This is a genomic window from Enterobacter sp. PP-008-ECC_S150, assembly GCF_045257065.1.
Lineage (GTDB): Bacteria > Pseudomonadota > Gammaproteobacteria > Enterobacterales > Enterobacteriaceae > Enterobacter > Enterobacter chengduensis.
The window spans coordinates 43,845-57,511 of sequence record NZ_JBJHHG010000004.1 but is presented as its reverse complement, the minus strand read 5'-3'; the positions used below and the strand labels follow the sequence as shown (position 1 = coordinate 57,511).

At 54.0% G+C, this 13,667-nt stretch carries 17 protein-coding genes; 3 read left to right on the top strand and 14 right to left on the bottom strand.

Annotated features, from left to right (window positions below; all coding sequences use genetic code 11):
• Positions 1-72: 72 nt before the first annotated feature.
• Both ACJBF3_RS06365 and rstA read right to left on the bottom strand, forming a co-directional pair.
• Complete coding sequence (locus ACJBF3_RS06365) at positions 73-333, bottom strand: hypothetical protein (protein ID WP_045329104.1); 261 nt, start codon at positions 331-333, stop codon at positions 73-75.
• A 232-nt stretch (positions 334-565) separates the two neighbouring features.
• Complete coding sequence (rstA, locus tag ACJBF3_RS06360; RefSeq protein ID WP_032642562.1) at positions 566-1,282, bottom strand: two-component system response regulator RstA; 717 nt, start codon at positions 1,280-1,282, stop codon at positions 566-568.
• Between the two features lie 128 nt (positions 1,283-1,410).
• Between rstA and ACJBF3_RS06355 the strand changes: the two genes are divergently transcribed.
• Positions 1,411-1,746, top strand: a complete 336-nt coding sequence (locus ACJBF3_RS06355) for a GlpM family protein (protein WP_028017326.1) — start codon at positions 1,411-1,413, stop codon at positions 1,744-1,746.
• Here ACJBF3_RS06355 and folM read toward each other — a convergent pair.
• From folM to ydgH, 3 genes are all read right to left on the bottom strand, one after another.
• The gene (gene folM / locus ACJBF3_RS06350) at positions 1,743-2,465 is read right to left on the bottom strand and encodes a dihydromonapterin reductase (RefSeq protein WP_045329103.1); all 723 of its coding nucleotides are present in this window, start codon (positions 2,463-2,465) and stop codon (positions 1,743-1,745) included. The genes ACJBF3_RS06355 and folM overlap by 4 nt on opposite strands.
• A gap of 39 nt (positions 2,466-2,504) precedes the next feature.
• The gene (locus tag ACJBF3_RS06345; RefSeq protein ID WP_045329102.1) at positions 2,505-3,887 is read right to left on the bottom strand and encodes an amino acid permease; all 1,383 of its coding nucleotides are present in this window, start codon (positions 3,885-3,887) and stop codon (positions 2,505-2,507) included.
• Between the two features lie 184 nt (positions 3,888-4,071).
• Positions 4,072-5,016 (bottom strand): DUF1471 family protein YdgH, encoded by a 945-nt coding sequence (gene ydgH / locus ACJBF3_RS06340; protein ID WP_032640078.1) that lies wholly within the window; start codon positions 5,014-5,016, stop codon positions 4,072-4,074.
• Positions 5,017-5,551: 535 nt separating this feature from the next.
• On the opposite strand from ydgH, the gene pntA reads away from it, so the two are divergent.
• Together pntA and pntB are read left to right on the top strand one after the other, a co-directional pair.
• Complete coding sequence (pntA, locus tag ACJBF3_RS06335) at positions 5,552-7,081, top strand: Re/Si-specific NAD(P)(+) transhydrogenase subunit alpha (protein ID WP_045329101.1); 1,530 nt, start codon at positions 5,552-5,554, stop codon at positions 7,079-7,081.
• A gap of 10 nt (positions 7,082-7,091) precedes the next feature.
• Positions 7,092-8,480, top strand: coding sequence for a Re/Si-specific NAD(P)(+) transhydrogenase subunit beta (pntB, locus tag ACJBF3_RS06330; RefSeq protein ID WP_045329100.1), 1,389 nt, complete (start codon positions 7,092-7,094; stop codon positions 8,478-8,480).
• Positions 8,481-8,600: 120 nt separating this feature from the next.
• Here pntB and uspE read toward each other — a convergent pair whose 3' ends face one another.
• The 9 genes from uspE to ACJBF3_RS06285 form a co-directional block, all read right to left on the bottom strand.
• On the bottom strand, positions 8,601-9,551 hold the full coding sequence (gene uspE, locus ACJBF3_RS06325; protein ID WP_032640084.1) for a universal stress protein UspE: 951 nt from the start codon (positions 9,549-9,551) through the stop codon (positions 8,601-8,603).
• Positions 9,552-9,686: 135 nt separating this feature from the next.
• A complete protein-coding gene (locus ACJBF3_RS06320) occupies positions 9,687-10,973 on the bottom strand; it encodes an Arm DNA-binding domain-containing protein (protein WP_406544836.1) in 1,287 nt (428 codons plus the stop codon).
• On the bottom strand, positions 10,973-11,188 hold the full coding sequence (gene xisR / locus ACJBF3_RS06315) for an excisionase family protein (RefSeq protein ID WP_047717825.1): 216 nt from the start codon (positions 11,186-11,188) through the stop codon (positions 10,973-10,975). The genes ACJBF3_RS06320 and xisR overlap by 1 nt, the downstream gene beginning before the upstream one ends.
• Before the next feature lie 160 nt (positions 11,189-11,348).
• The gene (locus ACJBF3_RS06310) at positions 11,349-11,621 is read right to left on the bottom strand and encodes a hypothetical protein (protein ID WP_045328204.1); all 273 of its coding nucleotides are present in this window, start codon (positions 11,619-11,621) and stop codon (positions 11,349-11,351) included.
• A 40-nt stretch (positions 11,622-11,661) separates the two neighbouring features.
• Positions 11,662-11,931, bottom strand: coding sequence for a hypothetical protein (locus tag ACJBF3_RS06305; protein ID WP_223239933.1), 270 nt, complete (start codon positions 11,929-11,931; stop codon positions 11,662-11,664).
• Complete coding sequence (locus tag ACJBF3_RS06300) at positions 11,921-12,235, bottom strand: DUF4222 domain-containing protein (RefSeq protein WP_102053938.1); 315 nt, start codon at positions 12,233-12,235, stop codon at positions 11,921-11,923. The genes ACJBF3_RS06305 and ACJBF3_RS06300 overlap by 11 nt, the downstream gene beginning before the upstream one ends.
• Positions 12,213-12,896 carry a hypothetical protein gene (locus tag ACJBF3_RS06295; protein WP_186436264.1) on the bottom strand — a complete coding sequence of 228 codons (684 nt, stop codon included), beginning with the start codon at positions 12,894-12,896 and terminating at the stop codon, positions 12,213-12,215. Before ACJBF3_RS06295 ends, ACJBF3_RS06300 begins: the two co-directional genes overlap by 23 nt.
• An 11-nt stretch (positions 12,897-12,907) precedes the next feature.
• Positions 12,908-13,129: a TraR/DksA family transcriptional regulator gene (locus ACJBF3_RS06290; RefSeq protein ID WP_063923935.1), complete on the bottom strand. Its 222-nt coding sequence runs from the start codon at positions 13,127-13,129 to the stop codon at positions 12,908-12,910.
• A gap of 318 nt (positions 13,130-13,447) precedes the next feature.
• Positions 13,448-13,666: a hypothetical protein gene (locus tag ACJBF3_RS06285; RefSeq protein ID WP_284968191.1), complete on the bottom strand. Its 219-nt coding sequence runs from the start codon at positions 13,664-13,666 to the stop codon at positions 13,448-13,450.
• Between the last annotated feature and the right edge of the window lies 1 nt (position 13,667).

Below are 13,667 nucleotides of genomic sequence, written 5' to 3'. Positions count from 1 at the left end.
GTCTCACCGGAAAAACGCGATAGGCAGAATATACATGAAAAAACGCACCTGTTTTCATGTCTGTGGTGCCTGTTACATTGCGCGTGCGTTTGTTTTGACCTTGGCGATGAGTTTTTCCGTTACGGCCAGGCCTTCCGCAATGTGCGTATTAATCACATCCGTCCCGAAGTCTCTGATTAAGTCCAGAAGCAGTTCGTAAGACTGAATGAGTTCCAGCAGATCAAAGAGCGCTTTTTGATCGGCGCGTGAGGGGGTGGAGGGGCTAAGCGCTATCTGATTAACAATCCATTCAAGATTGGTTTTGATGACTTCTACCTCATGGTAGCTATACATATTTCATGGGCTTAAATCCTCAAATCAAGATTTTATGGGAAGGAATGAGTGGAACAGGTGTGAGCAGGTAGCGGGCCAGAAATGGCCTAAAAGAAATGTGAATGTTAATTATGGATTAGTTTGCGTGCTTAGCAAGTTAATTGTTGCGCAAACGTAAAAATAAACGCGTGAAATGAAGGCACCGCTGTGTAATGCCTTCATTTCGTGCTTGTTCAGTGAGCGGAAAGCGAAATCAGGTTTCCCAGGCGTGCGGGGCAAACAGATAGCCCTTGTTACGCACGGTTTTAATGCGGTAGGGCTCGGTGGCGTTATCCTGCAGCTTTTTGCGCAGACGCGAAATCGCCACGTCAACGCTGCGGTCCATGCCGTCATAGCTCACGCCGCGAAGGTTTTTCAGCAGTGCGTCGCGATCCATGATTTGCCCGGCATGGGTGGCCAGCTCCCACAGCAGGTCAAAATCGGCGGTGGAGAGGGCGATAAGCTCGCCCGAGAGCAGTACCTGGCGGTTGATGGGGTCAATAGACAGCGTCCCGAAGCGCATCGCCTTGTGCGGCGTCAGAGACGGCGCGGGCGCTTCGCGTTCGATGGTGGCGTGCTGGCGCAAATGCAGGCGCAGACGCGCAAGCAGGACGGCAGGCGGCGTGGTTTTCAGAATGTAGTCATTGGCACCCATCTCCAGCGACAGGATGTGGTTCATATCGCTGTCCAGGGAGGTGAGCAGGACGATAGGGCCCTCCCACCGGGCGCGCAGGTCACGGCAGAGGGTCATGCCGTCTTTGCCAGGCAACATGATATCCAGCAGCACCAGATCAGGATTTTCACGGACGACCACCTCTTCGGCACGATCGCCGCGAGGCTCAACGATGACGTCCATATCGTGTTTACCCAGATAGGCGGCGATCAGCTGTCCGACTTCGGGTTCGTCTTCAACATAAACAATCTTATTCATACAGCGTCTGTTTTCGTGAAAAAAGCCAACATACACCGCGAAACCTTAACCTTCCATTAATCTTTCTAAATTAACCCCGGTTCCGTTATTCTGATCCATATTGTGAGTCGATTGTTATAGGGAAAAGTATGGGGCTGGTGATCAAAGCCGCGCTGGGCGCGCTGGTGGTATTGCTGATTGGCATTTTGGCAAAAACGAAAAATTACTACATTGCCGGGCTGATCCCACTCTTCCCAACCTTCGCGCTGATTGCTCACTATATTGTGGCTTCCGAGCGGGGCACGGAAGCGTTGCGCACGACCATCGTATTCGGCATGTGGTCTATCATTCCGTATTTTCTCTACCTGCTTTCGCTGTGGTATTTCACCGGTTTTCTGCGTCTTCCCCTGGCGCTGAGCGGGGCGGTGGTCTGCTGGGGGCTCAGCGCCTGGGTATTAATTTTCTTCTGGAGCCGCTTCCACTAGCGCAGCGGTCGGCCGCCGTCCACGGCAAAGGTTCTGCCGGTGACGTAGCAGCTGGTGAGCAGGTAATCTACAAGGTCGATCACCTCTTTCTCGCCAGGGGCGATTTTCATCAGCGACTTATTCAGCGCCTGCTGGCGATACTCCGCATCATCGTTTTCGTTAAACAAAATCATCGCCGGGGCGATGGCGTTCACCTTTACCTCCGGCGCGAGCTTGCGGGCGAACGAGCGGGTCATGTTATCCAGCGCGGCCTTGCTGGCCGCATAGGCAATGTGCTTGTCGCTGCCGCGCTCCACCACATAGTCGGTGAAATGAATGATATCGCCCGCAGCATGCCCGTGCCCGCGCAGCAGATCCTGCAGCGCGTGGTTGAGCAAATAAGGGGCATTAACGTGGATCTGCAGCATCGCGGAGAGCGTTTCGCTGAGCGATGTACCGGGTTTCTCGGCCCGCCACGCGCTGGCGTTATGGATCACGGCGCGTAGCCCCGTCGTGGTGGATTTTACCTTTTCCGCAAAAGCCTGAATGCCTTCATCGGTTGAAAAATCAGCCTGAATGCAGACCGCCCCGGCCTTGCGTAACCCTTCAATCGACGGGTATTCCGTACGGTAGCTGACGATGACCGGATGGTGAAGGTTGAGAAAGTGATGGGCGAGGGCGAGGCCGATACGGCGGCCTCCACCGGTGATCAGTATGGGGCGAAGCGGTGCATTTCCCATCGTATTCTCCTTTACAGTTCAACAATGGGAAAGCCGATGCTATCCCATTAACATCCAGGTTGCCGGTACGGCAGCAACCAGTAATAGTCCAATTAGTGCCATTTCACGGCGTTTCAGCGCGTTCTCCAGCTGGTGCGTGCGGCGGGCGTAGATAAACACCAGCAGTCCCGGCGCGTACAGCACCACCGACAGCAGCAGGTGCATTGGCCCGGAAGCATACAACAACCACAGGCCGTAAATACAGGCTCCGACACCCACGACATAATGCGCTGGACGTGTGGCAATTTTTAACAGATACGCACCCACTAAGAAATAGGGTACCAGAATCATCTCCGAGGCGATGGTCAGCAGCGTGTTATAGTCTGAACCTGTGAGCCAGATCAGCACCAGGCAGATCTGAACGCTGATGTTGGTCAGCCACAGTGAGGCCGACGGCGCGCTGTTTTTGTTTTGACGCGCAAACAGCCGTGGAAACGCCTTGTGCGTCGCGGCCAGGAACGGCACTTCAGCCGCCATGATGGTCCAGCTCAGATACGCTCCGCAGACGGAGATGATGAGACCCGCGGCAATCACCACGTCGCCCCAGGGACCGAGCATTTTCACCATCAGGCCTGCCATCGACGGGTTACGCATTTCGGCCAGCTCAGGACGCGCCACCACGCCCAGCGACAGCAGCGTCACCAGCAGATAGACGCCAAGCGCCGCCAGGACGGCCAGCAGCGTGGCGCGGCCCACGTCGCGTTTATTGCGGGCGCGGGCAGAAACCACCACCGCGCCCTCAACACCGATGAATACCCACAGGGTAATCAGCATCGTGTTTTTCACCTGTTCCCAGACGGGAACCCCCAGCGCAACGCCGCTGAAGTCGAGCTTAAATACGTCCATACGGAACGCAATAAAGGCCAGAACGATAAACAGGCCGAGCGGAACCAGCTTGGCAAGCGTTGCCACCAGGTTGATGCTGGCGGCCGTCTGTACGCCACGCAGCACTAGCCAGTGAACGAACCACAGCAACACCGAGGCGCCCACGATAGACTGCCAGGTATTGCCGTCACCAAACAGGCGCAGCTCCGGCGTGTCGGTAAAGAAACTGAGCGCGGAGAAGACGATCACCAGGTAAGAGACGTTGGCGATAACGGCGCACAGCCAGTATCCCCACGCGGAACAGAAGCCAATCAGCTCGCCGAAACCCTCACGTGCATAGGTAAAAATGCCGCCATCGAGATCCGGGCGAATACGGGTGAGCAGCAGCATGGCGAAGGCCAGCAGCAATATGCCAACCCCGGTAATCCCCCAGCCAATGATGAGCGCGAAAGGGCTGGCGACGGCCGCCATATTTTGCGGCAAACTGAATACGCCTGCACCCAGCATTGAGCTTAAAACGAGTGCAGTCAGAGCACTCAGGCCAAGTTTCTTTTCCATTGGCTTCCTGTTATGAAAGGTCAAAATCCAGAATAATTATTTCGCTCAGGCGCATAAAAATGGTGGATCACACTAAGGCGCGGGATTTTACGGAGTGTAACGAAAGCATGCAATGACGTGTGGCAGAAATTCAAAAAAAGTAACAAAAAAGGCGGCATTGCGCCGCCTTTCGTAAACGATATTTTTACTTGTACAGATCGGCGCTAATGGTCACGTTGTTACCACGTTCCTGCCACTGGCGGGTGATGTGGTAGAACTTCGCCCCTTTCTTCGCCGCACGCTTCGCGACCTGGTAAGAGACTTCCGTCATGTTGCCGTAGTTGCCGGTAAACTTGATGCTGTCGAACGGCACCATCTGCGCGGCAGTGGCGTTGTTAAGCTCTTCAATTTTGGTTCCGTCTGGCAGCGTAACGGAGTAACGGCCACCTTTCGTGGACTGCGTTTCAAAGAAACGGCCCACTTCAGCGCTTGGAGCCGCCGTCGTTGCGACGCCAGGGATTTCAACTTTCTTCGCTTCTTCGCCGCCTTTCGCTATTGCCGCGCGGCCTGCTTCTGAATTAGCAGGGATGGCATCCGGGCTTTGCAGAACGCGTTTTTTCGCATCTTTTTTATAGATGAACGCGGTAATACGCTGGTTGCCGCCCTGGTTAGCATCGACCTGACGCACGATGAAGAAAGAGTAGGCCCCTTTTTCTTTCGCGGCTTTGGTGATGGCATCGTTCACTTCAGGCTGGCTGCGGTAGAAGCCCTGAACGGTGACGGTGTCGTAAGGTTCCAGCTCAATCGCCTGATCTTTCGGCAGCTCAACAACACCGTTGATCACGCGGTTTTTCGGCGCGTCAGCTTTTGGCGCATTGTCCTTGAACAGGGCAATGGTCACGCGCTGGTTGCCGCTGTTGCCGTAATCGGACTGGTCAACCACATAAAACGAAGCCGCCCCGTTTTTATCTGCGGCTTTTGATGCAGCGGCGACGGCGTCGCCAATAGAATTATAACGACCCACAATGACCGTATGGTCAAAAGGTTTTAACGCTGCCGCTTGCTCCGGCGTTAACTCTGTTGCGGCATTCGCAGACAGGGCGGTCGCGGAAAGAAGTGCGGACGCCAGGAGTGTGTTCTTAAGCTTCATAAAAATGATCCTTCGCCTTGCGCAAACCATGTACTGGTATTGTTGTTAATTTGAGACGGTCCCGATTATTGCATTTAAAACCCGTCGCTGTCTGCGCCATTTTTCACTGCCTGTGCTTACTGAATCACCGAATTCGATAACATTTAGTGATATGTGGAAAAAACACGCGTTTGACAAGTAAAACTGATAAAGCATATGACTTTTACAAGTTAATTTAATGTTAATAAGATGTTCTCTTATGGCGCTATATCATGTTTTTACCGCTTCGCTTGCGCGATTTATCGGTTCTGGCAATGAATTTAAGGTAAATATCACTGTCAGTGACGCCGATCGCTTATTTTTCACAGATAAAGTAAGAAATAGTGTTTTCTGGCGGTAGATCGCGGGCGCTATTTTCAGTAGGTTATAGACAGTTTGTTACTGTTTTATTTTCCGGGGTTAATTCTGTCCCGTCGCTCGCGCGATGGCGAAAAATGATACAAACCGCGGGCATTTATCGATAAACCATCATCAAAAACCGATGGAAGGGAAAACTATGCGTATTGGGGTACCAAAAGAGCGGTTAGCCAATGAAACCCGCGTAGCGGCAACACCGAAAACGGTGGAGCAACTGCTTAAGCTGGGTTTTACGGTCGCGGTTGAAAGCGGCGCAGGCAAGCTGGCGAGTTTCGATGACGAGGCCTTTATCCAGGCTGGTGCGGAAGTGGTCGACGGTGCAGAGGTCTGGCAGTCGCCGGTGATTCTGAAGGTGAATGCACCGGAAGAGAGTGAGATTGCGCTGCTGAATCCCGGCACCACGCTGGTGAGCTTTATCTGGCCTGCGCAAAACCCTGAGCTGATGGAAAAGCTGGCGGCCCGTGGCGTGACCGTGATGGCGATGGACTCCGTGCCGCGCATATCGCGCGCGCAGTCGCTGGATGCCTTAAGCTCCATGGCAAACATTGCCGGCTACCGCGCGATTGTTGAAGCGGCCCACGAATTTGGTCGTTTCTTTACCGGTCAAATCACCGCTGCGGGTAAAGTCCCTCCGGCGAAAGTGATGGTGATTGGCGCGGGCGTGGCGGGTCTTGCCGCTATCGGTGCGGCAAATAGCCTGGGCGCTATCGTACGCGCCTTTGACACCCGCCCTGAAGTGAAGGAACAGGTCCAGAGTATGGGCGCCGAATTCCTTGAACTGGACTTCAAGGAAGAAGCCGGCAGCGGCGACGGCTACGCGAAGGTGATGTCCGAAGCCTTTATCAAAGCCGAAATGGCACTCTTCGCCGCCCAGGCGAAAGATGTCGACATTATTGTCACCACCGCGCTGATTCCGGGTAAACCGGCGCCGAAGCTGATCACCCGTGAGATGGTTGACTCCATGAAGCCGGGCAGCGTGATTGTCGACCTGGCGGCGCAAAACGGCGGTAACTGCGAGTATACCGTTGCCAATCAGGTGACCACGACCGCGAACGGCGTGAAGGTGATCGGCTATACCGATCTGCCGGGCCGTCTGCCAACGCAGTCTTCTCAGCTCTATGGCACCAACCTGGTCAACTTGCTGAAGCTGCTTTGCAAAGAGAAAGACGGCAACGTTACCGTTGATTTCGACGATGTCGTGGTCCGCGGCGTGACCGTGGTCCGTGAAGGTGAAATTACCTGGCCTGCGCCGCCGATTCAGGTCTCTGCCCAGCCTCAGGCGGCACCGAAAGCTGCACCCGCGCCAAAAGAACCCGCTAAACCGGCTTCTCCATGGCGTAAATACGCGATCATGGCGCTGGTGATTATTCTCTTCGGCTGGCTGGCTGACGTCGCGCCGAAAGAGTTCCTCGGCCACTTTACCGTCTTCGCGCTCTCCTGCGTGGTGGGCTACTACGTGGTGTGGAACGTCTCACATGCGCTGCATACCCCACTGATGTCGGTCACTAACGCCATCTCCGGGATCATCGTGGTAGGTGCGTTACTGCAGATTGGTCACGGCGGCTGGATCAGCTTCCTGAGCTTTATCGCGGTGCTGATCGCCAGTATCAATATTTTCGGTGGTTTCACCGTGACTCAGCGCATGCTGAAAATGTTTCGTAAAGGCTAAGGGGTAGCATATGTCTGGAGGATTAGTCACAGCTGCATACATTGTTGCTGCAATCCTGTTTATTTTCAGTCTGGCGGGGCTTTCCAAACACGAAACGTCTCAGCAGGGAAATAACTTTGGTATCGCCGGGATGGCGATTGCGCTGATTGCCACCATTTTCGGGCCGGATACCGGCAACGTAGCGTGGATCCTGGTGGCGATGATCGTCGGCGGTGCGATTGGTATTCGCCTGGCAAAACGCGTTGAAATGACCGAGATGCCGGAGCTGGTTGCCATTCTGCACAGCTTCGTGGGTCTGGCGGCGGTGCTGGTGGGCTTCAACAGCTACCTGTACCACGAACCGGGTCTGGAACCGATTCTGGTGAACATTCACCTGACGGAAGTGTTCCTCGGTATCTTCATCGGTGCGGTGACCTTCACCGGCTCCATTGTGGCGTTCGGCAAACTGCGCGGGAAGATCTCCTCTAAACCGCTGATGCTGCCAAACCGCCATAAGCTGAACCTGGCGGCGCTGGTGGTGTCGTTTGTCCTGCTGGTGGTCTTCGTGCGTACCGAAAGCGTGGGGCTGCAGGTGCTGGCGCTGCTGGTCATGACCATTATTGCGCTGGCCTTCGGCTGGCACCTGGTGGCGTCCATCGGCGGTGCCGATATGCCGGTGGTGGTTTCGATGCTGAACTCCTACTCCGGTTGGGCGGCAGCGGCGGCGGGCTTTATGCTGAGCAACGACCTGCTGATCGTCACCGGTGCCCTGGTGGGTTCTTCCGGTGCGATCCTGTCCTACATCATGTGTAAGGCGATGAACCGTTCGTTCATTAGCGTCATCGCCGGTGGTTTCGGCACCGATGGGTCTTCTTCCAGTGCGGATGAAGAAGTGGGCGAGCACCGTGAAATTTCTGCGGAAGAGACCGCAGACATGCTGAAAAACTCGGACACGGTCATTATCACCCCAGGCTACGGCATGGCGGTGGCGCAGGCACAGTATCCGGTGGCGGAAATCACCGAGAAGCTGCGCGCGCGGGGCATCAAGGTGCGCTTTGGTATTCACCCGGTGGCAGGGCGTCTGCCGGGCCACATGAACGTGCTGCTGGCGGAGGCGAAAGTGCCTTACGACATCGTGCTGGAAATGGATGAGATCAACGATGATTTCTCGGATACCGACACGGTTCTGGTCATCGGGGCCAACGATACCGTTAACCCTGCTGCACAGGACGATCCGGGCAGCCCAATTGCCGGTATGCCGGTTCTGGAAGTGTGGAAGGCGCAGAACGTAGTCGTGTTTAAACGTTCCATGAATACCGGCTATGCCGGGGTTCAGAACCCGCTGTTCTTCAAAGAGAACACCCACATGCTGTTTGGCGATGCTAAAGCCAGCGTGGATGCGATTCTGAAAGCGCTGTAAGTTGCATTGAGACGAAAAAACCGCCGAATCCGGCGGTTTTTTTATTGCCGGGTGGCGCTGACGCTTACCCGGCCTACGGTTTTGTAGGCCCGGCAAGCTTGCGCCGCCGGGCTTCAGGGATCAATCGTCTTCCGGATCGTCCAGCTCAACCGGCGTCTGGTACTCATCCGGCTTAATGACCAGCAGGTCGCAGCGCAGATGGTCGATCACCTGTTCGGCGGTATTGCCGAGAAACGCGGCAGAAATACCGGTCCGGCCGATGGTGCCCAGCACCACAATCCCCGCCTGCAGGTGTTCCGCCAGGTCCGGGATCACCTCTTCAGGCAGTCCTTTCTCCACGTGGGTCATTTTCTCATCAATGCTGAATTTCTGGCGCAGCGCTTTCATGGCCAGAAGGTGCTGACCGCGGATCGCGTCGTTGTACACGCTCGGGTCAAATTCCGGTAGCTCAATGGCAATGTTAATCGGGGTGACCGGATAGGCGCCCACCAGATGCACTTCGGTATGATTCACCTGGTCGGCAAGCTGGATGGTCTCCTTCACCAGCTTCTCGTTGAGCGAATTATGGTAATCCTCTTCGCTCGCGAGGTTTACCGCCACCACGGCTTTCCCGCCTTCGGGCCACGGCTGGTCTTTCACCATCCAGACCGGGCAAGGGCATTTGCGCAGCAGGTGCCAGTCGGTCGGGGTGAAGATCACGGATTCCAGCTTGTCGTGCTGGTGCGCCATCTTCAGCAGCAGGTCGTGCCCACCGGCGACAACTTCCTGGATGATGGCTTCGAAAGGCCGGTTGTGCCAGACCACTTTGATATCAATAGGCACACCCGCTTCCAGGTAATACTTCGCCTGTTCGCGGATCCACGCGGTACGCTGGCTGATGACGCCCTGACGCATAGCGGTGCGTTCGTCAGGCGACAGAAGGGTGGTCATCTCATACGAGAAGTCATAGATCGGCAAAAACGCTTTGATTTTGCCACCAATCCGTTGATGTAAATACACAGCACGTCGTAATGCCGGCTGATCGTCCTGGTTCGGATCGATAGCTACCAGCATGTTTTGATACTTGGCCATACAGGTCTCCTTACTACTGTCACCACAGTCTGTAATTAAAAGAGTAACCTATATATCCTGAATGAAACAGAGGGGAGGTTTTGCCAGCTCAATAATTCATGAAAATTTATCACTTAATGTTGTTTCATTCTGAATTCAAAGGATTTTCTTCAACTTCAAATCGCCTTGGGGGCGTGGCGGGGGCATGTTGGCAAGAATTCTCTTGTTTATGATGGCAACCTGGTCCTTGTCCATATCACCGATCCACTTCGCGTAAACCTCATAAACCATCCTTGAATCCTCATGGCCCATCTGAGTTGCAATAAAGGAAGGGTTTGCCCCAGCAGAAAGCGACCAGCATGCGTAGGTGTGTCTGGACTGGTACGGATGCCGGTTACGAACGCCAGCACGACGTAAGCCATTCTTCCATCCATAGGATATAGAATTTTTCGAATAGTACCCGACCTTTCTTGTCGATCGACTCGATGGAACGAATACTGGCCTGATAACCTGCATTTCAGTTTTACCATGCTCACGATGATGATAGACGATCTCGTGCTGCGGTAGATGGCCAGTAAGCTCAAACTGTTTTTTCAGAGCATCCAGAGCAGGCTGGAGCAGGGTAATTGTCCTGATCCCGGCATCCGTCTTAGGCGGTACGAATAAGCCTTTCCGGGTCAGGTTCCGTGAGACATGAATCTCTCCATTTAACAGGTCAACATCTTCCCATGCGAGAGCGCAGAGTTCACCGTGCCTCAGACCGGTATGAATAGCCACAATCCATAAAAGCGAGTGCTGTTTAGAGAGATTAGCGATGAATGCCTGGTATTCGTCAAATGTAAGAGGATCAGGAGTTCGTTTCGATACCTTTAATGTCGATATGCCTTCGTATGGCGTATGAGATATGAACTGGCTGCGGTGAGCTATCCTGAGCATCTCTTTGAGGGCGCTCATTAGAGTATTTACGCGTGCTGGTGATCGGCCCTGCTTCTTAAAATTCGGTAAACCGGGATTCACCACCTCACCAAACAACAGCTCGCGACGATATGAAAGTATGTCGGCGTTCTGTATGTCAGTTAAGGCTGTCATGTCGCCAACAACGCGCCTGAGGGTGTTTACCGTTGAACGGATCGTGAGCATAGTGGCATGAGATACCTCCAGCGCCTTTGAGTCAGTAAAGAGCTCGCATAATTCCGCAAAAGTGTTTATCCGCTTTGTGGTACCGAACTTGCTCAACGCCTTTGATTCAGGAAAGCGGGTTGCGTAATCGAAAGTACCCATCTGAATTTCACTGACAATCATTGCCCTCAGATTGCCAGCTTTCTTTATATTGCTGTTGTTCACCAGCCAGCCGCGAAGAACCTCGCGGCATCTCACGCCACGATAGTAAAACGTGATGCGGATTTTTCCGTTATGTAGCTCTACGCCGGTAGGGAGATTCATCAGATATCCTGCACTAACTGGTTTATTTTAGGTAGGTTGTACCAGAGCAATCCTTTGGAATTGTCGGTTTGCCCCAGGGCTGTAAGATGCTTGAAATGAACCCCTTCAACCCAAAGCTTCAGTCGGTAATTTTTGATTTGGCCTTCTGTGAGACCGGTTCTTTCGGTGAGTCTGGACTCAACAACCCACTCTTCATTGAAAATGACCTGTGCCATAGATGACTCCTGGCAACCGGCGTGAGTATACCCACGTCTGTTGCGTCGTGTTGATTATTCGAAATCAGAAAAAAAGAACCCGGCGCGGGGCCGGGCAAAAGGGATAACGGAGCAGTGCTTTCGCACCCAATAGCCAGCTCATAACTGGCTATCAGTTGCGTCATTGCATAAGGCACAGGTCGTAGTTGAGGTTTTCAAGACATTCCCGGTCCTGTTCGAAGCAATAATCCCACAGCTCCTGATCGTGCCATTCACGAACCAGTTGCCACTTCCAGCCGCCGTCATGCTTGACTCGGCGGACCTTTCGCTTAACGACGGCGTCCTGGTCGAAAATAACCCCCCAGCCAGAACCAATCCCGTTGCGCAGCACATCCAGGTCAACCTCGATAACGCGGAACAGCTTCGGTAATTTCGGTAACTCTTCAATGCGCATAGCCTCTCCTCATGCCGCGCGCTGTGCACGCAGCGTTAAATTACTTCCGCCAGGCGAAGCTAATTGGCTCCGGCGTAATCCACAGGTGACGCATGTTCGCCACGTTCACCACATCAGAATCCCGCGGGTAAATCTCCACGGCATCACGATCGCCATAGCCCACGGATGACTTTATCTCCTGCAGCGCATCCCAACTGATGCCATCCTTCCACCGTCCGGAACTGCCAATGCTGGTGGTATTCACCGTCAGGCGAATGAAACCGTTGTCTTCCTGAAACTCCTGGACCAGAAAGTAAGAGTTAGCCCACACGTTGCTCCGCTTGGGGTCGTGGCATCGTACCGGCCACTGCGACTCCGGTACCGGCTTGAGTATTCCGATCACGTCTCATGCTCCTTAATTTTTCGATGTGCTCTGCTGTTTCGATTTCTTCGGCGATCCGCTCGGCCTGTGCTTTGGTCAGCGGCTCGAAATCCTGATTAAAGCGGCCCATGCTGGCAATGCAGGTGCGACCGTTGCGGATGTAGTGGATGACTTCGTGGGTAGCTCGGAGGATTTTGCAGGGCTCGCCGTGGGGATCGGTGTACCAGGTGTTAGGCTGGATTATCCTGAACATTGGGCACCACCTTAAATTCGATTACCCATACCCAGGGGTTGGCCTGCCAGTTTTCTTCGCCGTAGATTGACTTCCACAGTTCTTCCCACACCTGAAATCCATAAGTAGCAGGGCGGAAGTCGTAAAGACCACAGCCGATTTCCTTACAGATATCCCCAAGGGTAATGGCCTGCAATCGCTCAACTCGCACTCCGGTAATCTCCAGAGTTAGACGACTGGCCCAGCGCGGCATGTGAATTGATGGGCACCATGTCCCATCGTACTGAAGATCGTCAGTATGTGGTTTCCAGTAGGCATCATCTGGAATCGACCACAGGCCATAATTACCTTCTTTCTGCTCGCAACTGGCTCGATAAATACGTGCTGCTTCAGGCCCGCCGCCTTTGACAAGGTTGTCGTTCCAGTCAATGGGGCACCCGTCTTCATTACCCAATTGGGCCCATGTCTCCCGAACCCAGATGTGATCGCCGACAGCGCCAAAAGGGCAATTGAAAATGCTGCTTTCTCCGTAATGCCCGTACCACTGAAAACCACCATCCACATTTCTGATTAGGGCTGGTGTGTCTGGGTAATCTCCGGCAGGCTGGTTTTTCATGATTCGACGCGTCTGCGTCTTCCGGCCGTCGAGGATGGCACGCACCATCTCGGCGTTAAAAATCATTCCGCGCTCTTTCACTGGACCCCCCTCTGCTTATTCCTCAACTCGATGACGCCTTGGCACTCCGCGCACGTCTTGCAGCCGGGAACGGCAGCGCGGTGCGGCTCGGGAATTGTTTCGTCGCATTCTTCACAACGCTCAGCTGATACAGCGTTGCGGTTTACTCGGTGAGCGGAAAGGGCAGCGTTACGCTGAAGCTCTTCAATCTCTGCTGCGGTATCGATGATGTCTGCCATGGTCAATGCTCCCGGAAATGTCGGTTAATTCGGTTGAATGTGAACGCCAGCAATAAAAAAGGCCGCGATAGCGACCTGGTGATTTGCGATTTCATGGCTGAATCCACCCTTTACCTTTGACGTGCTGAATAACACCAAGCTTCCTGAGAGACTGGAGCCGGCGGTCAAGAATGCGGAAGACGTCCATTGGGTGCTTTCCTTCTGCCTCAGCAATGACGAGGCACTCCTGCCTGACGGAAGGGCTAAACAGCTCCGAAAACGAGGTTGGATGCGCACCGATAGCGCTTAACACCTCACTATCCAGTTTCGCGTATTTGGTCACGATTCCACTCCGAAGCGGCGATTAAGCCTGCCTGTGTATACGACGAACTCCAGGAGGCTAACTCCCAGAACTTCAATTTTCTTGTGGTGCTTGTTGATGATGGGAGGCACCGTTTCGTTCCAGTTAGGCTTTGGCTTCTTGCGCATGGCCTGCTGGATTTCCTCGGTGCAGCGGCGGCAGGCTGAGCGGATGGCGTTGTCTGTTTCTGGCGTCATG